The organism is Ruegeria sp. YTSC230 (assembly GCF_059609665.1).
The window spans coordinates 579,689-601,750 of record NZ_JBXWMC010000002.1 but is presented as its reverse complement, the minus strand read 5'-3'; the positions used below and the strand labels follow the sequence as shown (position 1 = coordinate 601,750).

Genomic DNA, 22,062 nt, shown 5'->3' with positions numbered 1-22,062 from the left:
AGTCTTTTGCTATCATCAGAATTCAGGGCATTCATCGTCGATGCCTCCCTGGATGCTTGCAAAAAGCTGATCCGGATCGCTGCCAAACATATCCGCCAGCACTTCCAGGGCGGCCAGATCTGAACCGGGGTCGGCCGCTGATGCACCTTCGCCACCCGCCAACTCTGCAGCACGTGCCTCCTGAACCGCAGGCAACAGTTTGAGAACCCGGTCAATCGAACGCATCTCGCCCTTAACTGCCCCATTCACCAGCTGGCGCAGGATTGCTTCCAGCATAGTGACCTCGCGGCGTGATCCATTCTCGGTGATCGGGATTTTCCGAAAGAAGACTTCCTCAAGCATCGACCCAACATTCTTCGAGGCTTTCGGTCGTCCTTTCGGATTGCCTGATTGGCCTTTCTTGAATTGGGTCGCTTTGGGCGGTTTGCCGTAGCCAACCTCAAACTCTTTCGTATCGTCAGACATGATCCGCCTCCAGCTCTGAGGTGGCATTGGTTGCCGCAGAATGCGCATCGAACGTCTGGCCTGTCACCGAATGCACGGCGCTCTCACCGGTCATCTCCTGCCAACGGCGGATGGCGACATCGACATAGGTCGGGTCGAGTTCAATCAGCCGCGCCCGGCGCCCGGTTTTCTCAGCTGCCAACAAGGTCGCGCCGGACCCGCCAAAGACGTCCAGCACAACATCGCCGCGATGGCTCACATCCATGATGGCATCTGCCACCAAAGCTGTCGGCTTCACCGTGGGATGATCCGCAAGGTCCGCTTCGCGCCCTGCCCCAAAGCTGTTCACACCGGCATAATCCCAGACGTTGGTCCGGTTGCGACCATGCTTTCCCAGCTCGACATTGTTGATATGCGCAGCACCGGGCTTCTTGAAGATGCAAGCCAGCTCATGCTTGGAGCGGTAGAGGCTGCCCATCCCGCCGTTGGTCTTATTCCAGACGCAGAGGTTGATGAGATCGAAGCCGCCGATCTTTCCCGCCGCAATCAGTTCTTCAATGTGACGCCAGTCCATGCAGATCATCGCGATGCTTCCGTCCGGCAAGCAGTGAAACAGCCGGGTGACCACGCCTGAAAGAAAGACGCGGAACTCACTGTTAGACATTTCACCCGACGCCATGGCGAACTCGCGATGTTCGCCACTGATGCCACAGCGGACATGCCCATTGACCGGTACGTTGTATGGAGGATCGGTGAAGACCATCTGCGGGCTCTCGCCATCCAGCAAGGTGTCGTAGCTCTGGGCTTGCAGGGCATCCCCACAGAAGATGCGATGATCTCCGAGAACCCAGAGATCGCCAGGCTCCGTGATTACGGGTGCCGCAGGGTTCGGCGTTTCAACAGATTCCGCTTCAGTCTCCGTGACCTCGCCCGTGCCGTCGATGATAATGTCGATCTCCGGTGTTTCGAACCCGGTGATGTCCAGATCAAAGTCCAGCTCGCCATCAAGGCTGAGATCCATCAGCTCGGCAAATTCAATCTGCAGCGCAGCTTCGTTCCAGTCGGACAATTCCGCCAGCTTTTTATCCGCAATGCGCAGAGCGCGCACTTCCACTTCTGACAAGTGATCCGCGACAACAGTCGGCACGGACATCAACCCCAGGGCCTTTGCGGCTTCATAGCGGCCATGACCCGCGATAATTGTCCCCGAACCATCCAAAAGGATCGGGGTGACAAACCCAAACTGAGCCACCGACGCCTTAAGCTTGTCGATGTTCTTGGCCGCATGCACGCGGTTATTGTTGGCGTAGGGCTTGATCTGGCTGACCTGGGATTGGATAACTTTGTCCGCCATCCAGATCGGCGTGTTGGACGCCTGAACGTCACTTTGTGTTTTCTTGGCAGGCATAACCGCCTCCTTTTGCGTGACGCCGCGAGGACGTCGAGATGGAGGGATCGCGTTGGAAAATCGGAGAGAGCACAAATCGCAACTCCCCGGACCTATCGATCCGAGACGTTGCTCCTTTGAATGCTCTCTGCGGAAACCTGTGTTTCCAATGAGTGCTGCCTGCGGGAGCAGTTTCCCGCCCTGATAGTCCGGGCGATTGGGTTAAATGTAGGTGCCATCACTACGAGACGCAACCCCCAAACAAAAAGTAACCAATTAAGATTGTTGACGAATAATCGGGGGTACGACAGCAACGCCCTGCAAAACACACCCCTCCAGAGCTCGCCCCAGAAAGAGCTGGACTGTTGCTGTGAACCACGCATCACTGAACCCACGCCCGAGCCATTCGGGCGCTCCTCAGTACCAGGGTTCGGCATTCCGCCAGCCCCGGATCAGAGGAGACAATACATGTCCAAATCCAAACAAACCAAAATCGACAAGGTGCAAGCCTTGTTGCGTCGCCCGAGCGGCGCCAGCCTTGAGGCGCTCTGCAAAGCAACGGGGCGGCAGCCTCATTCGGTCCGAGCAGCTATAAGCGGTCTGCGGAAAAAAGGCGTCACAATCGAACGGCGCGAATCCGACAAGTCACATGGTTTTTCCTCATATCACCTCACAGCAAACAAAGGCGGCGAGCCATGACCAAGACGAGCGATGTCGCCGATCTTGCCGCCATGGGTCGATCGGATCTGGTCACGCTTTGGCAGCAACTGTTTGATCAACCGGCGCCCGCCATGCTCAGCCAACCCTTCCTGCGCCGTTTTATCGCTTTTGAGATGCAGTCCCGCTGTCATGGCGGGCTACCCCGGCAGGTCAAAGCTACGCTGGAAAAGGGCTCTGAGAAGAAGCTCCGGCCCACATGCCCTGCCCTAAAGCCCGGCGGACGCCTGTTGCGCGAGTGGAATCGCGTGACCCATGTTGTCGATGTGACAGAAGACGGCTTCAGTTGGAACAGTCGGTCCTATCGCTCGCTCTCGGCCATCGCCCGAGAGATTACCGGCGCGCATTGGTCGGGGCCGCGTTTCTTCGGACTCACCGGCAAGGGGGCCAAATGAGCCCGCGCCGCAAAATCAGATGCGCGATCTACACGCGCAAGTCCTCAGAAGATGGGCTGGACCAGGGTTTCAATTCGCTGGATGCGCAGTATGAGGCCTGCGCAGCCTATGTCGCCAGCCAGCGACATGAAGGCTGGACCCTGTTGGCCGAGCGCTACGATGACGGTGGCCTGTCGGGCGGCACCCTAGAGCGCCCTGCACTTCAGCGCCTTCTTGAAGAGATCGATGCAGGGCGCATCGACATGGTTGTGGTCTACAAGATCGACCGGCTGACCCGATCGCTCGCCGACTTCTCCAAGCTAGTCGAACGGCTGGAACAGGCGAACTGTTCTTTTGTGTCCGTCACACAAGCATTCAACACCTCTTCCTCCATGGGTCGGTTGACCCTGAATGTACTGCTGTCCTTTGCTCAGTTTGAACGGGAAGTCACCGCCGAACGTATTCGTGACAAGATTGCAGCGTCTAAGAAAAAGGGGCTTTGGATGGGTGGCAACCTGCCTCTCGGCTATGACCGCCACCCCGATCCAAAAGCAAGAACGCTGGTGGTGAATGAGGAGGAGGCCAGAACGGTCCGGCATCTCTTTGGGCTTTATGGCGGGCTGGGATGCCTGCGCAAAGTAGAAGAACGGGCAACGGCAGACAACCTGCGGTCGAAGCGGGTTGTTCGGGCGGATGGAAGCATAAAAGGGGATTGTCCACTGTCACGGGGTCAAATCTATTACCTGCTGCGCAACCCGGTTTATCTCGGAAAAATTCGCCACAAGGATAAGATCTGGGACGGGCAACACCCGGCGATCATCGACCAAGGCGATTGGGACCGGGTGCAAGAGAAGATGCGGCAGGCCTCCAATCGTTCTCGGGCACGCGGCGGCTCCGATACGCGCCAACATTCCAATGACCCCGGCGCCTGGCTCACCGGTCTGCTGCAGGACGAAACTGGTGATCGGTTGACGCCAACCCACACCACGCGCACAGGCCGACGGTTACGCTACTATATCTCCAACAGACTGATCTCGGGCGGCAAGGATACTTCCGGCTGGCGACTGCCCGGCCCTGCGCTGGAAAACGCGGTCATTGATGTCATCGTCAGACATCTGCAAGACGCCGCCGCCGCGCATCAGGTACTGGCGCAGCCGGAGGCCGGGTCAGCCGAGGCAGTCCAGACCTCAGTTGCAGATTTAGTAACCCGGCTTCAACGCCAAGGCGGTCAGGTCGGCGCTGCTCTTCTGGCCAAAGGTAAATTTGCACCAGGTCAGATCGACCTCGAATTGAACCCCAAAACTCTGGCAAGCGCAGTTGGCATTGCTGCGGACCATCTGCGCCCGGATCTCACCCACGTCACCGCATCTTTCGGTCTGCGCCGCCGCGGCGTCGAGGCCAAGGTCATCGCCGGAGATATGGCACCCCAACCTGATCCCCACCTCCGGTCCATGCTGATCCGCGCCCATTGCTGGGCGCGCGATCTAAAAGCCGGAGTTCAACTGATGGAGATCGCACGCCGCGAAAGCGTCCCCGGCGCCTTCATCCGCACCCGCGCCCAGCTCGCCTTTCTTTCCCCGAAGATTCAGGCTGCGATTCTCGACGGCACACAGCCGCCCGAACTCACACTCAAGCGTCTGGTCAGCATGACCCACCCACTTGATTGGGCCGAACAGGAACGCCTGTTCGGCTTCTGACATCTCCAGATTCCGCCTTTCTGATACAGGATTCTCCTTCCCTGATCCGTAGACACAATTCCCTGTTCCCACGAGAAAATCCCCGTTCCACCTCTTAGGGAATTTGCAGCATAAACCTCTGAAAAACATACGGTTCTGATAGGAGAAATGACGGAAATCAGTCCCGGTTTGCGAATATTCCCTGTAAATTGCAGGTTATCAGGTAAATCCAGCCCAAAGCGACCCCGCCAAAATGCTGCACTGAGACTGGGGCCTGAATTGTCCTCTGAATGTACGAACCGCTCTGTCTCTGATTGAAAGCGCATGCGCCAACTCGCGGGAATTGCGGCACAATTCCGGGTCAGAAAACACAACTGAAGTGAGACAGGTATGAGTGGCGGGGAGACAGGGATTCGAACCCTGGGAACGCTCTCACGTTCAACGGTTTTCAAGACCGCCGCATTCGACCACTCTGCCACCTCCCCGCGTGGGGCCGGGTCTAAGGCCATCGCGAACCGGTGGCAAGACCAAATAGGGAATTCTTGCCGAAGCGCCCGCTGCGGTCTTTCCATGACACTTTGGCCGCGTTATGATCTGCAGGAAAGACCGAAGCAGGCTGGCAATACAGAACCAGCAATCGGCGGCGGGTCTCGGGAAACGAGGCCCAATCAGGCAAGGGATGACAAGATGAAGCGAGCGACAGAGACACGCGCACATCCGCGAGCGTTAGCGGCTTTGGCCGTTGTGTCCGTGGTTTTGGTTGGTTGCGATGAGGTGCTTTCCCCCGAAAATGTCTCGGCAGATACCCAGAGCGCCGAATCCGCACCAGACGGTCGGACCGACCTTTTCCCCACTCCAAGCGGAAGCCCGAAAGATGATGTCGAAGCGCCCGAGGTGTTTCAGCTGTCTGAGCCCGGACTATGGGATGGCCGCCCGTCATTGGGCGGAATATGGGTTGCCCACCCGGATGTGACACAGCCCGAACGTGTGCGCGTCAAAAACCCCAAGAACAATAAAACGATCACAGCCGCGTTGTTCCGTCGCGAAAGAAACCTGCCGGGTCCTGAACTGCAGCTTTCCTCTGCTGCAGCCGAAAAACTGGGCATTCTGGCTGGTGCACCTACACAGGTTGATGTCGTCGCCCTGCGTCGCAAAGCGCCCGAACCGAAACCTGAGCCGGTTGAAGAAAAGCCCGCAGCCGAAGAGATCCCTGTCGAAGAAACGCAAACCGCAGCAGCGGATGAGCCCAAGACCGACATCGCCGAAAGTGAGGCCGCAGAAGCTGAACAGCCAGCCAAGCTCAAGTGGTGGCAACGCAAAAAACCTGCAGCGGCGGCCGGCGCCGCGACTGCGGCTGCTGTAGCCGCAGATGCCGCGACCGACACGGCAACCGACACAGCGGCGGAAACAGCCGCCGAGGCGGTCGAAACCGTCACAGAGACTGAAGTACCGGCCAAGCCCAAATGGTGGCAGCGCAAGAAACCAGCCACGGCGGCCGTGGCCGCTGATGCCGCGACCGATACGGCGACCGACACAGCGACTGAGGTGGTCGAAACGACGGCAGAAGCAACATCATCGGCTTCACTGGTGGATCCAGAGGTTACCCCCCCGACTGAACAACCGGCCAAACGTAAATGGTGGCAAAAGAAAAAGCCCGATGAAATCACCGAAACGCCGCTGGACCCGATAGCGGGCGCGGCTGCGGCGATTGACGCGGCAGAACCCACACCGGCCAGCCCCCCCTCTGCCGCAACAGCGGACGCATCGGCAGCTACGGCGGCTTCGGTATCGTCCTTGTCAAAACCGTTCGTCCAGGTCGGCACTTTCGGGGTTGAAACCAACGCCAATAGCGCTGCCAACAAGATCCGCCGCAACGGAATGCCTGCCGAGGTGCGAGAACTAACCTCGGACGGCAAAACGGTCTGGAGGGTCCTAGTCGGCCCAGCCACATCGCGCTCGGAACGCAATGCCATGCAGCGCGATGTCAAAGACCTGGGCTTTAACGACGCGTTCACCGTCAAAAATTGAAACCTAGGAGGCCCCCATGCTGTCCTCACTGCGATCATCTGTTTTGACCCTCGGGCTGGCGCTGTTTGCCCTGCCCGCCCACGCTTTCGACACAACCGCCCGCGCGGCCTATGTGATCGATCAGACGACCGGAACGGTTCTGCTGTCGAAAGAAGCAGACCAGCCCCTGCCGCCTGCGTCGATGTCCAAACTGATGACGCTCTACGTCGCGTTTGAGGCGCTGCGCGATGGCCGCCTGACCCTGGGGGAAACCTTGCCCGTGTCGGAACACGCCATGAGCTATGGTGGGTCGACCATGTTCCTGAACACGCAGGATCGTGTCAGCGTCGAAGATCTGCTGCGTGGCATCATCGTTTTGTCTGGTAACGACGCATGTGTGGTGATTGCCGAGGCGCTAAGCCCCGATGGGACCGAGGCCGGGTTTGCCCGCTACATGACACAGCGCGCTAAGCAGATGGGCATGGACAACTCGAACTTCGCCAACTCGAACGGATGGCCGGCGGCGGGCCACATGATGTCGGTCCATGACCTTGCCGTATTAGCCAACCGGCTGATCAGCGACTTCCCCGAATACTACCCTCTGTTCGCAGAAGAAGAGTTTGAGTTTGATGGCCGTGCGCCTTCTAACAAACGTAACCGCAATCCGCTGCTGAAACTGGGGATCGGGGCCGACGGCCTGAAAACCGGGCATACGCAAGAGGCGGGTTATGGCCTGGTCGGCTCGGCCAAGCAAGGCGACCGTCGGGTTGTCTTTGTCCTGACTGGCCTCGATAGCACCGCCCGTCGCGCAGAGGAGGCTGAGGCCGTGGTTAACTGGTCGTTTCGCAATTTTGTCGAGAGGACAATTGCCGACGCCGAAACGCCGATAGCCGAAGCCCAGATTTGGATGGGCGCAGAAAAGACTGTTGGGCTGGTGCCCGAAGGGGATCTGACCTTGTTGTTCCCAGTTCTCAATGACAAGGATGTCAAAGCTGAGGTCGTCTATGAAGGTCCGATCAACGCGCCTGTGGAAAAGGGGCAGAAACTGGCTGAGCTGGTGATCACACCCGAAGGATTGCCCGAAATCCGTCGCCCACTTTTCGCGGCCAAAGACGTGCCTGTAGGCGGCTTTGTCGTGCGCATGAAAACCGTTGGCGGTATTGTTCTGGAAGACGTGATCGGCAATCCGCTGGAGGCGATGTGACGAAGGCAGGGTTGTTTCTGACCTTCGAAGGTATTGACGGGTCTGGAAAGTCATCACAAGCACGAATGCTTGCCGAACATTTGCGTGGCCTCGGTTACGATGTCGTTCTGACCCGCGAGCCCGGAGGATCTGCAGGCGCTGAAGAGATCCGAAGCCTTGTTCTGGAAGGTGACACGGATCGCTGGTCCGCAGAGACGGAAATCCTACTGTTTACGGCCGCCCGCCGGGATCATTTAGAACGCACGATCAGGCCAGCGCTGGCCGAGGGCAAAGTCGTGATCTGCGACCGCTTCGCCGACAGCACCCGCATGTATCAGGGCCTGTCGCGCGGCGATCTGCGGGGATTGGTCGATCAATTGCACGACCTGATGATCGGGCGCGAACCCGACATGACCGTTTTGATCGACATGGACCCCGAAACCGGGCTGTCCCGCGCCAAAGGGCGTCAGGGAACAGAAGAACGGTTCGAAGATTTCGGGCTGGATCTGCAACAACAGATGCGTGCAGGGTTTCTGGCCCTTGCGGATGAGTATTCCGACCGTTTCCGCGTGGTTGATGGTAACCGGGACATGGACAGTGTTGCACAGGATGTGACAGATATCGTTCTGCAAGCTTTGCGATAGACGATATATGAGCGACGACACCCCAACCCCGGATCAGGCACCCGGTGCCCCACACCCGCGCGAGACACTGCGCCTGTTTGGTCAGGACGCGGCGGAACAGGCTTTTCTGACTGCCTATACCTCTGAGCGTCTGCACCACGGCTGGTTGATTACTGGTCCACGTGGGGTCGGCAAGGCGACGCTGGCCTGGCGGATCGCGCGATTTCTACTGGCAACACCTTCGACTGAGGATGACGGGCTATTTGGTGCACCGCCACCGCCCGATAGCCTTGAGATCGATCCTGAACACCCCGTCGCGCACCGTATTCAGGCTGGGGCCGAGCCCGGCTTGGCCGCAATTACCCGATCTCTGAACGATCAGGGGCGGTTGCGTAATGAGATTGTGGTTGATGATATCCGCAAGCTTGGCAAGTTCTTCGGCCTTTCCTCGACTGACGGTGGTCGCCGCGTTGTGATTGTGGATGCCGCGGATGAGATGAATGTCAGCGCCGCCAACGCGCTGTTGAAAATGCTCGAGGAGCCCCCGGCCCGCACCACCCTGCTGCTGATCTCGCACCAGCCGTCGCGTCTGTTGCCGACAATCCGGTCGCGGTGCCGGACACTGCGCCTGTCTCCGCTGGGATCTGAGAATATGGAAGCCGCGCTGATGCAGACCGGCACAGAAATGCCGGGACAGGCGGATCATTTGGCTGCACTGGCTGCCGGGTCCGTGGGTGATGCGGTGCGCCTGATAAACCTGGGCGGGCTTGAGATTTACGCCGAGCTGATCGCCATTCTGGGCACCCTGCCCCGAATGGACCGTCAGCGCGCGCTGGCCTTGGCCGAGGCTGCTGCCCAACGTGGCGCGGCCGAGCGGTTTGAACTGTTACTGACGTTGATCGACGTCGCCCTGTCCCGGCTTGCGCTGACCGGTGCAACCGGCGCGGCCCCGATGCCCGAGGCCGCTCCGAACGAGGCAGAAACCCTTGCCCGCCTGTCTGCCTCACCGCAGCAGGCCCGCAAATGGGCAGAGGTCGCTGCAGTGATCACCGCACGTGCGCGTCATGGGCAGGCGGTGAACCTTGACCCTGCCGCTCTGGTCCTAGATACGGTGTTCAAGATACAGGAAACCGCCGGTCAGAGCAGATGAGCAATACGCCCGAAATCACCGACAGCCATTGCCATCTGGACTTCCCCGATTTCGAAGGTCAGCTGGATCAGATCGTGGCCAATGCTGCCGAGGCTGGCGTGACCCGCATGGTAACAATTTGCACCCGCTTGCGGAACGAACCAACCGTCCGCGCCATCGCCGAAACCCACGCGCCGGTCTTCTACGCGGCTGGAACGCACCCGATGAGTGCCGCTGATGAGCCGATGGCATCGGTCGATGAACTCGTCGCCTTGTCCCGGCACCCCAAATTTGTAGGTATCGGCGAAACCGGGCTGGATTATCACTATACCGCCGGCAGCGCAGCGGTGCAGAAGCAATCCTTGCGGGTACATATTGAGGCCGCCCAACGCACTGGCCTGCCTTTGATCATTCACGCCCGTGCCGCCGATGACGACATGGCCCGCATTCTGGCCGAGGAACACCGCAACGCGCCCTATTCCTGCGTGATGCACTGCTTTTCATCTTCTGCCGAACTGGCCAAAGCCGCCCTTGAGCTGGGGTTTTATTTGTCGATGTCCGGCATCGTGGCCTTCCCCAAAAGCCAGGAGCTGCGCGATATCTTTGCCAGGGCCCCGGTTGACCGCATCCTTGTTGAAACCGACGCGCCATACCTGGCCCCACCCCCGTATCGCGGCAAGCGGAACGAGCCCGCCTATACCGCCCACACAGCGCGCAAAGGGGCCGAGGTGTTTGGGATGGACTACGTCGATTTTGCTGCCCATACGCAGGCAAATTTTGACCGGTTGTTCACCAAAGCAGCGACCTACAAGGCGGCTGCATGACCGAATTGCGATGCACCATCCTTGGCTGCGGATCATCCGGCGGCGTCCCCCGGCTGGGCGGGCATTGGGGCGATTGCGACCCCAAGAACCCCAAAAACATCCGTCGCCGCTGTTCAATGCTGGTGGAACGGGACGGCCCGGACGGTACAACCTCGGTACTGATCGACACCTCCCCCGACATGCGCAGCCAATTGCTCGATAGCGGAACCGGACGTCTGGATGGAGTTATCTACACCCATTCGCACGCCGATCACGTCCACGGCATCGATGACCTGCGTATGATTGTGTTCAATATGCGCGAGCGCGTGCCCGTGTGGGCCGATGGCGACACGCAGAACGCCTTGCTGGGACGGTTCGGCTACGCCTTTGTCCAGCCCGAAGGTTCACCCTACCCGCCGATCCTTGACCTGAAGTCCATCGACGGCCCTTTCGAGGTGGACGGCCCCGGCGGCCCGATCCCGTTCCAGCCATTCAAGGTCAACCACGGCTCGATCGACTCGCTTGGTTTCCGGATGGGCAACCTGGCGTACCTGCCGGATGTGGCGGAAATCTACGACGACGCTTGGTCGATGATGGAAGGGTTGGATTGCCTGGTCATCGACGCGCTACGTCGGAAACCTCACCCGACCCATGCGCATCTGGAAAGGACCCTGGGCTGGATCGAACAACTGAACCCCAAGCGCGCGGTTCTGACCAACATGCATATCGATCTGGACTATGCCACGGTTGATGCAGAAACTGCCGACAACATCACCCCAGCCTATGACGGAATGGTGATCCATCAGGCGCTATAAGACCCCACGCAATCGACCTGGGACGCAGCAATTTTGCGTCGGCCCAGCCTGCAAAGCGGTGCCATGCTTCAAAATCTGATCGACGTCATTCTACCGGTTTTCCTTGTGATCGGAGCAGGTTATGCCTCGACACGGCTGGGGTATTTCAAGGAAATTCACATCGATGGATTGATGAAGTTCACCCAGGGCTTTGCAATCCCATGCCTTCTGTTCCTTGCAATCTCGCATCTGGATCTAAGCGCTAGTTTTGATCCCCGGCTTCTGGTCAGCTTCTACTCAGCAGCTGGCCTGTGTTTCACTGCTGGTCTGTTCGGTGCACGGTTGATATTTGGCCGGGATTGGGAAGATTGCGTTGCCATCGGGTTTTGCTGTCTGTTCTCGAACTCTGTCCTTTTGGGACTGCCTATTACCGAACGCGCCTATGGCCCCGAAAACCTGACCGGCAACTATGCGATCATCGCCTTCCATTCACCCTTTTGCTACGGCGTTGGCATCACGGTGATGGAGGTTATTCGAAATCGCGGTCAAGGTGGCCCCCGCATGGTCAAATCCATCTTGTCGGCCATGTTCCGCAACGCACTGATCCTTGGCATCGCGCTGGGTTTTGCCGTGAACCTGTCAGGTATCGGCATACCTGCGGTCGTGGACGAAGCGCTGGGCCTTGTGACCCGCGCCGCCCTGCCCGGGGCGCTGTTCGCGCTTGGCGGAGTGCTTGTGAAGTACAAGCCCGAAGGTGACCTGCGCGCCATCGCCTTTGTCTGCGCGATTTCACTAATGCTGCATCCCAGTCTTGTCTGGTTATTCGGTTCAACAGTTGGCCTGCCGCAAGACCTGTTCCGCTCGGGCGTGCTGACGGCAGCGATGGCTCCCGGTTTTAATGCTTACATCTTTGCCAATATGTACGGACGGGCAAAACGGGTCGCGGCCTCGTCCGTTCTGGTCGGAACCGGCGTCTCGATCCTGACAGTCTGGCTTTGGCTGACATTATTGGGATAGCGTGACGTCCCACGGATTGACTTTGCACCAGCCGGACACACCTAACTGAAAAGCCACAGGATACTCCTAAATGCCGCACGCCCTGATCGTCGCCCACGGCCAACCCTCGGACCCGGCCCCTGCCGAAGCGGCGCTAGCTTCCTATGCGGCAGAGATCGATGCGTATTGCGATGGCGTCAGCGTTCATTCAGCTACGCTTGCTGCGCCTGGAATGCTGGAGGCTCGTTTGGATGAACTGCCCGACGACACTGTCATCTATCCCCTTTTTATGGCCAAGGGGTGGTTCGTGACACGTGCGCTGCCCAAGCGTCTGGGTGATAGAAACATCCAAATTCTGGACCCGTTGGGCGTTGACCCAGAACTCCCCGCTTTGGCTGCGGGCGCATTGCTGGATGCGCTATCGGGCAAGGGGTGGGACGCGGACAAAACGGATCTGGTTCTGGCGGCACATGGATCGGGCCGTAGCCGCAATCCATCAGCTGTCGCCATTGAGTTTTCCAGGGAACTGGCCCGGTGCATGACCTTCCAATCCATCCGCGTCGGGTTTGTGGAAGAGGCCCCGTCCATTGCCGAAGCCGCGACCGGGGCTGGCGATCACTCTCTGTGCCTACCCTTCTTTGCCTGCACCGGCGGGCATGTTTTGGATGACGTGCCACAGGAGCTAGAGCGAGCGCGGTTCAAAGGCCACGTGATGCCGGTTGTCGGAGAGCTTCCCCCGATCAAGCGCCATATTGCGGAAATTCTGACACGGGCTATTGCGCTGGATTAGCTTAAATACCCGCCCCGCGCGGATTCATAAGTCATTGAGAACTGGCCGGCTTCAGCCCAGTGGTCGCAAGTGCCGAGTACAGACAATGCCGCGAACGCCCCTGCCGCTTTGCCTCGTACAGCGCCTGATCCGCTGCATTCAGCAGCTCTGCCGCATCCGGCGTGCCAAATTGCGTGGACAAGGCCGTTCCGATGCTAGCTGAAATCTTACACTGGGCACCCTGAAACATCATGGGTTGGCATAGCCTGCTGATCAGGCGCCCCGCTATGTCAGACAGGACACTTTCGTCGACCAGACCTTTAAAAATGATAACAAACTCATCACCACCGATCCGGGCGACCGTGTCCTCAGTTCGTGTTTCTTCCTCCATAATGCATGCGGCCTGTTGCAACACAAAGTCCCCCGCCGCATGGCCAAGGCGGTCGTTGACACTTTTGAAGAAATCCAAGTCCAGATGCATAAGCGCAAAAGCGCAATTGGCCGTGATCAGGTGGCCGAGAACCACATCCATCGCACGGCGGTTTTTCAACCCCGTCAACATGTCTGTCACCGCCTGTTCTTCAGCGGCCAGCATAGCTCTCTGCAGTCGCAAGTTCAGTGAGCGCGATGCCTCCATCGCGGCTGTTTTCGCCTCAACCAAGTACAGCAGTTCGATCGCCAGATCCGTGCCAGAGAAATCCGCGCTAGTCAGGGCATAGTCACGAACTGCATCCAGTATCGAAATCCCGAAGGACAGGTTGATGATGGCCCCGTTCCCCTTTGGCAAGGGCGCGATTAGCCCGGTCAGCGCGGTCCGAGGCTCGTCGTGAAATTTCAGATGTACTTTGCCACCGGTCAGAGATAACAGCGTGGAAATCGTTGTTATTGTTCGCGGTCGCACAAGTTCAAAAACGTCCAGAAAATCGCGCCCCTGCATCGGATGGTCCGGACGGAGTTTTTGCAGCGTTGGTCCTGCGTTTACGATCATGCCCTTGTCATCCACCATCACGAACATGGGGCACAACGTGTCCAAAAGAGCTGAGAGTTCAGAGGCTTGCATCATGACTTCCGCGCCCCAAGATCGAAATGACGCCCTTCGGCAAAGGCGCTTTCGATCAGAACGATCGTGATGACCTCGGCGTCGGCCTGCTGCCCTTCATGCGACAACATGGCCAATGCTCCATAATCGTCTGCAATTGCCCGTAATACGCCGACCATCACGCTGAAATAGCCTGGCAGGCCGGGGTAGCAGTACAAGTGATATTCTGCCGGTGACACCTCACACAACTCCAGCATTGGCAGACGCAGATCGGATACTGCAAGGCGGGCACGATCCGATAAGTCATCCAGCGAGTGCAGGAATTCGACATATGTCACACCGCCGAACCGAAGCAGTCGGCGCAAATCTTCCATATTGGGGTGCGACACCAGATAGGTCCCAAGATCCTCCAGTATCTCGGCCCGTGGACGATTCAGGTCAGCACATAACACGTCCAAAACCTGCGCGGTCATGGCGTCGTCATAAAGCAGCATTGCCTCAAACTCGGCAAAACCCAGGCCCGCAGCCTCGGTCACCCGCAGCCAGCAGGGTTGTCCATAAGTCGCGCAAACAAATGATTGTATTGCCCGATTGATCAGACCATGCATGAGATGCCCCAAATTGGTTACGCCCCAATCTGGACAGATAATCCTTAACAAATAGCCAAAAAACACGTTGCGGTGATGGCAATCCGACAGAGTCTCAATCTGGAAGTCACTGTTGTTACATTAGAAATCCGTCGGCGCGCCACCCTCGGCCTTTCGGCGGGCAACAAAGTCCTCCAACTCCTCGCGAATCCCGTCATCTATCGGCGGGGGCTCAAAGCTGGTTACGATTTCCTTGAACATGTGGTGGGCGCGCTCAGCGGTCCAGATGCCGCCAGCCACGTCCCAACCTTCATAGTTTTTCCAATCGCTCAGGAACGGCTGATAGAACGCGGTCGTGTAGCGGTCCTGGGTGTGCTGAATACCAAAGAAATGGCCATCGTTCCCAACAGACTTGATAGCATCCAGCGCGATTTCATCTGGGCCTGTTGCTGTGATCTCGGGCTGCATGTATCGCTGGATTTGCTGCAGAATTTCACAATCCATAATGAATTTTTCGGGGCTCGCAATCAGCCCGCCCTCAAGCCATCCAGCCGCATGATACACCATGTTGGTGCCCGACTGCACAGCAGCCCAGAGCGAGTTCGACGTCTCCCACACAGCTTGCCCATCGGGTACGTTCGCCGCACACACGCCCGAAGACCGCATCGGCAAACCATAATATCTTGCCATTTGGCCGGTCATCTGGGTTGAGCGCATATATTCGGGCGTTCCAAACGCAGGCGCGCCGGATTTCATGTCAACGTTGGACGTGAACGTCCCGATAACACAGGGAATTCCCGGCCGGACATATTGGAACAGCGCAATTGCGCACAACGCCTCGGCCAAGGATTGCGCAACCGCACCGGCCATCGTAACGGGCGCCATCGCACCGGCCAATGTGAACGGTGTCACGACAATTGCTTGCCCGCGCCGCGCAAGACGCAGGCAGCCGTCAATCATCGGATGGTCGTGTTTCAACGGTGAGGTCGAGTTGATGTTGGTATACATCCGCGGGGTCGCTTCGAACTCTTCATGGCTGTGACCTCCAGCGATCCGCACCATCTCCATCACGTCCTCAACGCGTTCCTTACCCAGCGAATAGGCATGCATCGCCTTGTCGGTCAGCGTCAGCTTGTCATAGAGCACGTCCAGATGTCGGACGCTGGCGTGGATATCGACCGGCTCGACCGGATAGCCCCCCGCAAAGTGAATGCAGTTGAAGTACTGCGTCAGCTTCAGCAAATTCCGGCACATCTCGCGATTTCCGGCCACCTTGGTACCAATCTCAAGATCCCAGTAGTTCGGAGGAGAAGACACGTTCCCGAACAACAGGGTTTTGCCACCAACTTCAATCGTCTTGTCAGGGTTTCGCGGCGTGATCGTGAACTTTGATGGCGCTTTGGCCACCATCTCCATCACAAAGTCACGACCCATGCGAACGTTGTCGCCATTGATCGTACAGCCCGCCTCTTTCAGGATGCCGAGGGCTTCTTCGTTGTAGAACTCGATCCCGATCTCTTCGAGGATGCGCATGGCCCCCTCGTGGATCGCTTCGATTCCAGCCTGGTCCAGCGGTTCGGTGGGTTTGTCGGTATTGATCGGCGGGTTCCACGGCATTTGGTCGATCACCGCGCTGCCCCTGCGTGCCGCCGCACCTGCCCGTCCCCCTCCGCGCCGTTTGCGAGTCTGTGTGTCAGCCATTGGATCCCTCCGGAACTTGCTTTCTTCAAGCAAGCCCTGAAGTCGGCCCAGTGGCCGCTCTGTCTGCGACAAGGTTTGTCGGTTTTATTACTTGGACAGTCGAATTCAGCCGAAGCTGGATCAGTTTTCTGCCAGCCAGGCGGGAATGTGACCGATGTCCGGCAGCACGACATCCGCCATCGGCGCGAGCGCTTCGGCCGGCGCCAACCCCGTCAGCACACCGATTGTGGTCATTCCGGCAGCTCGCCCGGCCTGCAGGTCATGCAGGCTGTCCCCCACCATCGCCACGCGCGACGGGTCGACGCCAACATGGGTCGCAAAGGCAATCAATTGCCCGGGTCCGGGTTTGAACCCATGGCCGCTGTCGTAGCCAGCAACAAAATCGAAGTGGTCGCGAATCCCGACTGAGGCGAGATGTTGCAACGCAGGCATTTCCCCGTCATTCGTGGCTACACCCAGTTTTAGGCCCGCCTGCCGCAAAGCATCGAGGAAGGGAACCAGTGGAACAGCCGGAGCCTGTGTCGCCGTAGCCGATTCCGTGTTCAGAATGTCGATCAGCTCATCGCTGGGCATATCCGGGAAATAGGGTGCAAGGGCTTCGGCGATCTCTTCGACGGTCCCCGCAATCACGATGCTGTCGTCAGCATATTCTTCCGAAACCGGATCAAACCCTATGGCCTGGCCCAGTTCGGCAGCCCGCTTTTGGTCGCCATCTGACAGCTTTTCCAACACGCTGCGCCCGAAACCACCCCATGTGTCCGCAAAGTCAAACAGTGTGCCGTCCTTGTCGAACAAGATCGCATCGATGGGCATTACATGCTCCTGTCAGAGAATTAAATCAGGTCCAGTGAACGTCGCCACCGGACAAAACAGCCCGCGCCTGACCCGGCAGGTCATAGGGCACGGAATTGGCGTCACAAAAGGCGATCACCCACGAATCGTCAAGCATCAAGAATTCAAGAACCGAATTCAGGAACTCCGGCTCTGATGCGCGAACCCGCAGATCCTCGGTGGATGCACCCGTCGAGCCCAAAAAGATCGGCAGCAATTCGTCATTCCCGACCAGCCAGCCGAGGACGTTCAGGGCAAGCGTTTCGGCGGATTGGGCGGTGATCGGCATAAAGAGGCCTCGGGTATGCACTTGGAAAGGGTTTGTTAACCAGACTCATAAACACTTTGGCAACGCATGCAATCAACGGTGATAGATATGTCCGTGCAGGGAACCATTCTTGTCCTCGACGGGACTTCGACCAATCGCATTATGCTAAAAGTTCAGCTGACGGCGGCGTGGTATCACGTGGTTCAGGCTGAAAAGCTGCAGGGGCTGGCCGGGTTGCTAAGTCGTACGCGCCCCGATCTGGTGCTGGTGGCACAAACGCTGCCCGATGGCTCAGCTGCGGACGTCAAAAGACTGGTGATGGCGAATCCGGAACTGGCCGATGTACCGGTCGTTGCAATCGCGCCGCAGAACGACAAGGCGGCAAGGTTACAGGCATTGTCAGATGGGTTGGACGACGTGTTGGCAGCCCCGTTCAAGGACACCCTGCTTCTGGCGCGAATTCGCAGTCTGCTGCGCGCGCGCGCAGATACGCAAGAGCTTCAGCTGGGCGGCGGATCACATCCAGTCGGATTTGCAGAACCCGCGACCGTGCTGATTACGCCGTCGAAATCGGCCCATGTGGCCATACTGACCCAAAGCGCCCGGATCGGGACATTGTGGAAATCCGCGTTGTCCGAGAAATCGCATCACAGCCTAAGCACACATGCAGCTTCGAACATGCGTGCTTTGCTGTCAGGGCCAGTGCCAGACGCGATCCTAATCGAAATAGATACGACGGCCGCGGGCCTGAATACGTTGGCGGACCTGAAGTCACGCGGGGCAACTCGGCATACCGTATTGATCGCCGTCTTGGCCGATGAAAATGCGACAATGGCGAGCGAGGCGCTGGATCGTGGCGCTGACGCCGTGTGTATGGGGGGGTTCTACGTCGAAGAGGTGCAACTACATCTGGATAACCAGATCACGCGAAAGGCCCGAATGGACCAAATGCGCGCCTCATTAAAGCGCGGGCTGGCCGAGTCGTGGGTCGACCCCCTGACTGGGTTGCACAACCGTCGCTATGCTATGCAAGCTATGGATAAGTTGGCACGACAACCATCGCAAACCGGTCACGGTTTCGTTGTCATGTTGGCAGACCTGGATCATTTCAAAACCATCAACGACCGTTTTGGGCATGTCAGCGGCGACCAGGTTTTGACCGAGGCCGCAAAGCGCATGAAGCGCACGGTTGGCGCGACGGGTTTTGTCGCGCGCATCGGGGGAGAGGAGTTTATGATAGGTCTGCCTGACAGCTCTCAGGCTGGGGCGATGGATCTGGCTAAAACCTTGCGCGACTGTATCAGCAAGACACCATTTTCTCTGCCCGATACCACAGCCCCCGTGCCAGTCACCATCAGCATCGGCCTGACGGCACCGATCCCGCCCCTGCCCCCTGGTGACCCGGTGGAGCGGTTGCTGAAATCCGCCGATACTGCGCTTTATGCAGCCAAGAAGGCTGGTCGCAATCAAGTAAGGATCAGACAGAGCGCTGCCTGAAACCCTCAGTCCTTTTTCTTGTGGCCACGCGGGCCGCGTTTAACGACCTCTTCCAGCCGGTCGGCATAGACCAGACGCTCTTCATCGCTCATGGCTTCTACCCGAGCCAACCACTCTTGCTGCAGGGCATTCTGCAGGTCCGCCATAGACTGCGCTTGCTGGTCTAGCAGGGCTTGAACCGCCGCAGCGTCAAAGGGGCTTGCCCGCAAAGCAGTGCTGAGTTGGGCAAAATCCTGGGATCGGTTGTGTGTCCCCTTTTTGTGTCGGTCGAACAGCTCGCCCCGCATGGCTTTACGCTCTTCCTTTGGCAGCGCACGATACAGCGCCGAACCAAAGCCTGGCGGAGATTTTGCATGATCCCCACCTTTGACTCGCAGTGCGGTCCCCAGGGCAACGCCGACGATCAGCAGGTTCAGGGCCAGCGAGATGACCAGTAGAACCGACATCCAGCGGTTTTTGGGTTTGGGGCTATCGCTCATTCGGCGTCCTCCAGAAAACTCGTATCCAGACTTAGGTCAGCGACCACGAAACTAACATCCTGCGCGTAAATGTAATTGGCGGGATCAGGCAAAAACGCCGGTGCTGAAAAGCCGATCCAGACGCCCGCCATACTGGCGGCAACCAAACCGCCCATTCCCTGCCAGCCGCCAAACCCGGCCAGCAGGCGCGCCCACAGAGAGTTTGTCTTTGGCTCATCTGGCTTCAGGCGACCCAGCCGAACAGATTCCGCGTCGGTGAGAATGCGCACAGCCAGATCATCCGGCAAGTCTTGCCGATCCTGCCGGGCTTGGGCGAACAACAGATCCAGATTGTCTTTGTCGTCAGTCATCGTCGTACCCCAGTTCATCACGTCGCCCGGCCAGAATCGCCGCTAACGACCGTTTTCCTCGTGCCGTAAGGCTTTCCACCGCTTCCACCGAAATACCCATGATCCCAGCGATTTCAGGGTTGGGCAATTCCTCAATATGCCGCAAAACAACAGCTTGTCGTTGACGCTCCGGCAGTTGTGATAGTGCCATTTGCAGGGCATCCTTTCGGGCTGCGTCCTGCAGACGATCGGCCGCACTGGCCTTTTCATCTGCTGGCTCTGGCACATCCGCCAGTAGGTCCGGCGTCTTTTTGCGGCGCAGATCAACACACAGATTTAGCGTCACGCGATAGAGCCATGTCGATACTTTGGCCTGACCGGGCACCCAATCGGGTGCCATCTGCCACAGGCGCATCATCGCATCTTGTGTCACATCTTCAGCCTCGGCGCGATTGCCCAGAAACCGAAGGGCCACTGATAAGCTGCGCGGCGCAAGCCGATCGGTGAGAACGCGCGCCGCCGCAGCATCGCCATCGGCAAACTGCCTGAGCAACACATCGTCGCCCAATTCGTCCGCGGCGTAATCCACGCCGCGAACGTATTGTGGAGCAGAGGTCAGGTCCTCCATCCCGCATCAGCTGTCGTCAGAGTCCGCTTTCCCATGTTTCTTGTGGCGCTTTCCCATTCTGTCTTTTGCATCGGCAAATTCTTCTTCCGTGATAGCGCCGTCCTCGTTCGCGTCGATCCGGTCAAACATCTTGTCAGCACGGCGCGGCTTGGGCAACTCGTCCTCGCTCAGAAAACCGTCCTTGTTGGCATCGTTGCGTTCAAACATCTTCGTAACACGGTCGTTGGCCTTCTTTTGACCTGCTGCCTGCATCTCTTCGACGCTCAGCTGGCCGTCGCCATCGGTGTCGGCATTGGTGAAACGCTGATTCCGATGAGCCTGCATTTCTTCCTTGGTCACCTGCCCGTCACCGTTCGCATCGAGCTGTTGAAAGGTCACAGGTTCGCGATCTTTACCCCCTGCGGCGAAAACGGATGTGCCAGTGATTGCCAGTGCTGACACAATGATTGCCGGAATGAATTTGGCGCTTTTCATAACGTTTTTCCCTTGTTTTCGCGGCGCCATTGCCGCTGCTTACATAGGTTCAAACGGGGCAGGCATCCCATTCCGTCGCAGGAAGTGAAACTTTTTTAGAAACGTCTTAGCGATGCAAAGCGACGCACCCCCTTTCCCGAAGCTGCAAACAAGCGTTATATCCTCATCATTGGAACGCGCGAGTATCAACATGACAGATCAGACGATCGAAACCCACGATGTAGAAGACCGCCCGACAAAGCCAGCACTGGTCAAAGGGTTCCGTTGCCGTTGCCCAAATTGCGGCGAGGGCAAACTGCTGCACAGCTACCTCAAGGTTAACAACGAATGTTCGAATTGCGGGCAAGAGCTGTTTCACCATCGCGCCGATGATGGGCCGGCCTATCTGACTATTCTTCTGGTGGGTCACCTGCTGGCACCGGCGCTGCACTTATCTTATGTCCATTGGCGCCCTGAGCCCCTGACGATGTTCCTGGTTTTGGCAATTGGCTGTACTGCCCTGTCACTATTCCTGCTGCCACGATTGAAAGGGGCAGTTGTCGCCTATCAATGGGCTCGTCGCATGCACGGCTTTGGCCAGTCCGCGTGATCTTGGACCGCAAGTTGAGCAACGGATGACGGTGGACAAAACAGCCATACGCGACGCGGCGACAGTCATCGTTTTGCGGGATCGTCTGACCAATCCATCCATCCTGATGGGGCAACGCGGTGCAAAAGCCGCGTTCATGCCGAACAAATTTGTCTTTCCAGGCGGCGCTGTCGATGCGTCTGATGCAGATGTTGCACTGTCAACAGATCTGCCCGCTGTGTGCTGTGATCGCCTTGCGGAGCGGTCACAAGCCGGGCTGCAAAATGCCTTGGCGGCGGCGGCGATCCGAGAGCTTTGGGAAGAAACCGGACTGATTTTGGGCCAACCAGGTGATTGGGCGGGCCCGCGGACCGAAGATTGGGCGACATTTGCGCAGATAGGATACCGCCCATCGGCACAAGCACTTCAGTTCGTTTTTCGTGCCGTCACCCCGCCTGGGCGACCCCGCCGGTTCGATGCACGCTTTTTCCTGGTAGACGCCGCCGCAATACAGGGCGATCTGGATGATTTCAGCCACGCCTCGGACGAGCTGTCACATCTGCAATGGGTGCCGCTGGACCGGGCGCGCGAATTCGACCTGCCGTTCATTACAGAAGTCGTGCTGGCCGAAATCGCCGCTCGGGTGACAGACCCAACGCCACCTGAAACTGTTCCGTTCTTTCTGAACAGTGAGGAGGAAAGCCTTTTCCTCAAACTTCGCGGTTATCCCATGCCAGAAGCAGACTGAGGGCCGGTGGC

The 22,062-nt window shown here is 58.2% G+C and carries 25 protein-coding genes and 1 tRNA gene; 14 read left to right on the top strand and 12 right to left on the bottom strand.

The genetic code is table 11. From position 1 onward, the window contains the following. Positions 1-15 precede the first annotated feature (15 nt). Positions 16-465 (bottom strand): DUF5681 domain-containing protein, encoded by a 450-nt coding sequence (locus tag AC2FD9_RS07025; protein ID WP_496836054.1) that lies wholly within the window; start codon positions 463-465, stop codon positions 16-18. Next, positions 458-1,852 carry a site-specific DNA-methyltransferase gene (locus AC2FD9_RS07020; protein WP_496836053.1) on the bottom strand — a complete coding sequence of 465 codons (1,395 nt, stop codon included), beginning with the start codon at positions 1,850-1,852 and terminating at the stop codon, positions 458-460. The genes AC2FD9_RS07025 and AC2FD9_RS07020 overlap by 8 nt, the downstream gene beginning before the upstream one ends. A gap of 447 nt (positions 1,853-2,299) precedes the next feature. On the opposite strand from AC2FD9_RS07020, the gene AC2FD9_RS07015 reads away from it, so the two are divergent. Genes AC2FD9_RS07015 through AC2FD9_RS07005 form a run of 3 tightly spaced genes read left to right on the top strand, consistent with a single transcriptional unit; the run spans position 2,300 to position 4,619 of the window. Further along, a complete protein-coding gene (locus AC2FD9_RS07015; protein WP_496836052.1) occupies positions 2,300-2,530 on the top strand; it encodes a DUF3489 domain-containing protein in 231 nt (76 codons plus the stop codon). Further along, positions 2,527-2,943, top strand: coding sequence for a DUF2924 domain-containing protein (locus AC2FD9_RS07010; protein WP_496836050.1), 417 nt, complete (start codon positions 2,527-2,529; stop codon positions 2,941-2,943). The genes AC2FD9_RS07015 and AC2FD9_RS07010 overlap by 4 nt, the downstream gene beginning before the upstream one ends. Then, positions 2,940-4,619 (top strand): recombinase family protein, encoded by a 1,680-nt coding sequence (locus AC2FD9_RS07005; protein ID WP_496836048.1) that lies wholly within the window; start codon positions 2,940-2,942, stop codon positions 4,617-4,619. Before AC2FD9_RS07010 ends, AC2FD9_RS07005 begins: the two co-directional genes overlap by 4 nt. Positions 4,620-4,993: 374 nt before the next feature. Here AC2FD9_RS07005 and AC2FD9_RS07000 read toward each other — a convergent pair. Continuing rightward, positions 4,994-5,083 (bottom strand) — tRNA-Ser (locus AC2FD9_RS07000). Positions 5,084-5,285: 202 nt separating this feature from the next. On the opposite strand from AC2FD9_RS07000, the gene AC2FD9_RS06995 reads away from it, so the two are divergent. The 8 genes from AC2FD9_RS06995 (at position 5,286) to AC2FD9_RS06960 (ending at position 12,923) form a co-directional block, all read left to right on the top strand. Continuing rightward, positions 5,286-6,626 carry an SPOR domain-containing protein gene (locus AC2FD9_RS06995; protein ID WP_348774896.1) on the top strand — a complete coding sequence of 447 codons (1,341 nt, stop codon included), beginning with the start codon at positions 5,286-5,288 and terminating at the stop codon, positions 6,624-6,626. A 16-nt stretch (positions 6,627-6,642) separates the two neighbouring features. Further along, positions 6,643-7,809, top strand: a complete 1,167-nt coding sequence (locus AC2FD9_RS06990; RefSeq protein WP_108861555.1) for a D-alanyl-D-alanine carboxypeptidase family protein — start codon at positions 6,643-6,645, stop codon at positions 7,807-7,809. Beyond that, positions 7,806-8,432: a dTMP kinase gene (gene tmk / locus AC2FD9_RS06985; RefSeq protein ID WP_496760788.1), complete on the top strand. Its 627-nt coding sequence runs from the start codon at positions 7,806-7,808 to the stop codon at positions 8,430-8,432. Before AC2FD9_RS06990 ends, tmk begins: the two co-directional genes overlap by 4 nt. A 7-nt stretch (positions 8,433-8,439) precedes the next feature. Continuing rightward, positions 8,440-9,561 carry a DNA polymerase III subunit delta' gene (locus AC2FD9_RS06980; protein WP_496836047.1) on the top strand — a complete coding sequence of 374 codons (1,122 nt, stop codon included), beginning with the start codon at positions 8,440-8,442 and terminating at the stop codon, positions 9,559-9,561. Further along, a complete protein-coding gene (locus AC2FD9_RS06975; protein ID WP_496836045.1) occupies positions 9,558-10,364 on the top strand; it encodes a TatD family hydrolase in 807 nt (268 codons plus the stop codon). The genes AC2FD9_RS06980 and AC2FD9_RS06975 overlap by 4 nt, the downstream gene beginning before the upstream one ends. Beyond that, the gene (locus AC2FD9_RS06970; protein ID WP_496736443.1) at positions 10,361-11,158 is read left to right on the top strand and encodes an MBL fold metallo-hydrolase; all 798 of its coding nucleotides are present in this window, start codon (positions 10,361-10,363) and stop codon (positions 11,156-11,158) included. Before AC2FD9_RS06975 ends, AC2FD9_RS06970 begins: the two co-directional genes overlap by 4 nt. A gap of 63 nt (positions 11,159-11,221) precedes the next feature. Next, positions 11,222-12,154 (top strand): AEC family transporter, encoded by a 933-nt coding sequence (locus AC2FD9_RS06965; RefSeq protein ID WP_496836043.1) that lies wholly within the window; start codon positions 11,222-11,224, stop codon positions 12,152-12,154. Between the two features lie 70 nt (positions 12,155-12,224). Then, positions 12,225-12,923: a CbiX/SirB N-terminal domain-containing protein gene (locus AC2FD9_RS06960; RefSeq protein WP_496836041.1), complete on the top strand. Its 699-nt coding sequence runs from the start codon at positions 12,225-12,227 to the stop codon at positions 12,921-12,923. A gap of 31 nt (positions 12,924-12,954) precedes the next feature. On the opposite strand, the gene AC2FD9_RS06955 is transcribed toward AC2FD9_RS06960, so the two are convergent. From AC2FD9_RS06955 to AC2FD9_RS06935, 5 genes are all read right to left on the bottom strand, one after another. Further along, the gene (locus tag AC2FD9_RS06955; protein ID WP_282119202.1) at positions 12,955-13,965 is read right to left on the bottom strand and encodes a diguanylate cyclase domain-containing protein; all 1,011 of its coding nucleotides are present in this window, start codon (positions 13,963-13,965) and stop codon (positions 12,955-12,957) included. Further along, positions 13,962-14,549 carry a heme NO-binding domain-containing protein gene (locus tag AC2FD9_RS06950; protein ID WP_496836039.1) on the bottom strand — a complete coding sequence of 196 codons (588 nt, stop codon included), beginning with the start codon at positions 14,547-14,549 and terminating at the stop codon, positions 13,962-13,964. Before AC2FD9_RS06950 ends, AC2FD9_RS06955 begins: the two co-directional genes overlap by 4 nt. Positions 14,550-14,669: 120 nt before the next feature. Beyond that, positions 14,670-16,229 carry a trimethylamine methyltransferase family protein gene (locus AC2FD9_RS06945; protein WP_282119200.1) on the bottom strand — a complete coding sequence of 520 codons (1,560 nt, stop codon included), beginning with the start codon at positions 16,227-16,229 and terminating at the stop codon, positions 14,670-14,672. A gap of 120 nt (positions 16,230-16,349) precedes the next feature. Continuing rightward, positions 16,350-17,042: an HAD family hydrolase gene (locus AC2FD9_RS06940; protein WP_496768078.1), complete on the bottom strand. Its 693-nt coding sequence runs from the start codon at positions 17,040-17,042 to the stop codon at positions 16,350-16,352. 25 nt (positions 17,043-17,067) lie between these two features. Then, a complete protein-coding gene (locus tag AC2FD9_RS06935) occupies positions 17,068-17,349 on the bottom strand; it encodes a DUF3572 domain-containing protein (protein ID WP_109310423.1) in 282 nt (93 codons plus the stop codon). Positions 17,350-17,436: 87 nt separating this feature from the next. Here AC2FD9_RS06935 and AC2FD9_RS06930 point away from each other — a divergent pair, with 87 nt between their 5' ends. Beyond that, entirely contained in the window at positions 17,437-18,825 is a 1,389-nt protein-coding gene (locus AC2FD9_RS06930) for a diguanylate cyclase (protein WP_496836036.1), read from the top strand. 5 nt (positions 18,826-18,830) lie between these two features. On the opposite strand, the gene AC2FD9_RS06925 is transcribed toward AC2FD9_RS06930, so the two are convergent. Genes AC2FD9_RS06925 through AC2FD9_RS06910 form a run of 4 tightly spaced genes read right to left on the bottom strand, consistent with a single transcriptional unit; the run spans position 18,831 to position 20,735 of the window. After that, on the bottom strand, positions 18,831-19,304 hold the full coding sequence (locus AC2FD9_RS06925) for a periplasmic heavy metal sensor (protein ID WP_496704542.1): 474 nt from the start codon (positions 19,302-19,304) through the stop codon (positions 18,831-18,833). Further along, positions 19,301-19,654, bottom strand: coding sequence for a hypothetical protein (locus tag AC2FD9_RS06920; RefSeq protein ID WP_496704544.1), 354 nt, complete (start codon positions 19,652-19,654; stop codon positions 19,301-19,303). Before AC2FD9_RS06920 ends, AC2FD9_RS06925 begins: the two co-directional genes overlap by 4 nt. Continuing rightward, positions 19,647-20,261 carry an RNA polymerase sigma factor gene (locus tag AC2FD9_RS06915; RefSeq protein WP_496760792.1) on the bottom strand — a complete coding sequence of 205 codons (615 nt, stop codon included), beginning with the start codon at positions 20,259-20,261 and terminating at the stop codon, positions 19,647-19,649. Before AC2FD9_RS06915 ends, AC2FD9_RS06920 begins: the two co-directional genes overlap by 8 nt. Before the next feature lie 6 nt (positions 20,262-20,267). Then, positions 20,268-20,735: an EF-hand domain-containing protein gene (locus AC2FD9_RS06910; protein ID WP_496760793.1), complete on the bottom strand. Its 468-nt coding sequence runs from the start codon at positions 20,733-20,735 to the stop codon at positions 20,268-20,270. A 190-nt stretch (positions 20,736-20,925) separates the two neighbouring features. On the opposite strand from AC2FD9_RS06910, the gene AC2FD9_RS06905 reads away from it, so the two are divergent. Continuing rightward, positions 20,926-21,324: a DUF983 domain-containing protein gene (locus AC2FD9_RS06905; protein WP_058279642.1), complete on the top strand. Its 399-nt coding sequence runs from the start codon at positions 20,926-20,928 to the stop codon at positions 21,322-21,324. A gap of 25 nt (positions 21,325-21,349) precedes the next feature. Beyond that, positions 21,350-22,051 (top strand): NUDIX hydrolase, encoded by a 702-nt coding sequence (locus tag AC2FD9_RS06900; protein WP_496836034.1) that lies wholly within the window; start codon positions 21,350-21,352, stop codon positions 22,049-22,051. Positions 22,052-22,062: the final 11 nt, after the last annotated feature.

What these genes read in the sequence shown, in the direction of transcription:
- AC2FD9_RS06960 (WP_496836041.1), top strand. Translation starts at nt 12,225, where the DNA reads ATGCCGCACGCCCTGATCGTCGCCCACGGCCAACCCTCGGACCCGGCC.
- AC2FD9_RS06945 (WP_282119200.1), bottom strand. Translation starts at nt 16,229, where the DNA reads ATGGCTGACACACAGACTCGCAAACGGCGCGGAGGGGGACGGGCAGGT.
- AC2FD9_RS06940 (WP_496768078.1), bottom strand. Translation starts at nt 17,042, where the DNA reads ATGCCCATCGATGCGATCTTGTTCGACAAGGACGGCACACTGTTTGAC.
- AC2FD9_RS06930 (WP_496836036.1), top strand. Translation starts at nt 17,437, where the DNA reads ATGTCCGTGCAGGGAACCATTCTTGTCCTCGACGGGACTTCGACCAAT.
- AC2FD9_RS06975 (WP_496836045.1), top strand. Translation starts at nt 9,558, where the DNA reads ATGAGCAATACGCCCGAAATCACCGACAGCCATTGCCATCTGGACTTC.
- AC2FD9_RS06925 (WP_496704542.1), bottom strand. Translation starts at nt 19,304, where the DNA reads ATGAGCGATAGCCCCAAACCCAAAAACCGCTGGATGTCGGTTCTACTG.
- AC2FD9_RS06920 (WP_496704544.1), bottom strand. Translation starts at nt 19,654, where the DNA reads ATGACTGACGACAAAGACAATCTGGATCTGTTGTTCGCCCAAGCCCGG.
- AC2FD9_RS07015 (WP_496836052.1), top strand. Translation starts at nt 2,300, where the DNA reads ATGTCCAAATCCAAACAAACCAAAATCGACAAGGTGCAAGCCTTGTTG.
- AC2FD9_RS06905 (WP_058279642.1), top strand. Translation starts at nt 20,926, where the DNA reads ATGACAGATCAGACGATCGAAACCCACGATGTAGAAGACCGCCCGACA.
- AC2FD9_RS06950 (WP_496836039.1), bottom strand. Translation starts at nt 14,549, where the DNA reads ATGCATGGTCTGATCAATCGGGCAATACAATCATTTGTTTGCGCGACT.
- AC2FD9_RS06900 (WP_496836034.1), top strand. Translation starts at nt 21,350, where the DNA reads ATGACGGTGGACAAAACAGCCATACGCGACGCGGCGACAGTCATCGTT.
- AC2FD9_RS06990 (WP_108861555.1), top strand. Translation starts at nt 6,643, where the DNA reads ATGCTGTCCTCACTGCGATCATCTGTTTTGACCCTCGGGCTGGCGCTG.
- AC2FD9_RS06935 (WP_109310423.1), bottom strand. Translation starts at nt 17,349, where the DNA reads ATGCCGATCACCGCCCAATCCGCCGAAACGCTTGCCCTGAACGTCCTC.
- AC2FD9_RS07005 (WP_496836048.1), top strand. Translation starts at nt 2,940, where the DNA reads ATGAGCCCGCGCCGCAAAATCAGATGCGCGATCTACACGCGCAAGTCC.
- AC2FD9_RS06995 (WP_348774896.1), top strand. Translation starts at nt 5,286, where the DNA reads ATGAAGCGAGCGACAGAGACACGCGCACATCCGCGAGCGTTAGCGGCT.
- AC2FD9_RS06965 (WP_496836043.1), top strand. Translation starts at nt 11,222, where the DNA reads ATGCTTCAAAATCTGATCGACGTCATTCTACCGGTTTTCCTTGTGATC.
- AC2FD9_RS06955 (WP_282119202.1), bottom strand. Translation starts at nt 13,965, where the DNA reads ATGATGCAAGCCTCTGAACTCTCAGCTCTTTTGGACACGTTGTGCCCC.
- AC2FD9_RS06910 (WP_496760793.1), bottom strand. Translation starts at nt 20,735, where the DNA reads ATGAAAAGCGCCAAATTCATTCCGGCAATCATTGTGTCAGCACTGGCA.
- AC2FD9_RS06970 (WP_496736443.1), top strand. Translation starts at nt 10,361, where the DNA reads ATGACCGAATTGCGATGCACCATCCTTGGCTGCGGATCATCCGGCGGC.
- AC2FD9_RS07010 (WP_496836050.1), top strand. Translation starts at nt 2,527, where the DNA reads ATGACCAAGACGAGCGATGTCGCCGATCTTGCCGCCATGGGTCGATCG.
- AC2FD9_RS07025 (WP_496836054.1), bottom strand. Translation starts at nt 465, where the DNA reads ATGTCTGACGATACGAAAGAGTTTGAGGTTGGCTACGGCAAACCGCCC.
- AC2FD9_RS07020 (WP_496836053.1), bottom strand. Translation starts at nt 1,852, where the DNA reads ATGCCTGCCAAGAAAACACAAAGTGACGTTCAGGCGTCCAACACGCCG.
- AC2FD9_RS06915 (WP_496760792.1), bottom strand. Translation starts at nt 20,261, where the DNA reads ATGGAGGACCTGACCTCTGCTCCACAATACGTTCGCGGCGTGGATTAC.
- AC2FD9_RS06980 (WP_496836047.1), top strand. Translation starts at nt 8,440, where the DNA reads ATGAGCGACGACACCCCAACCCCGGATCAGGCACCCGGTGCCCCACAC.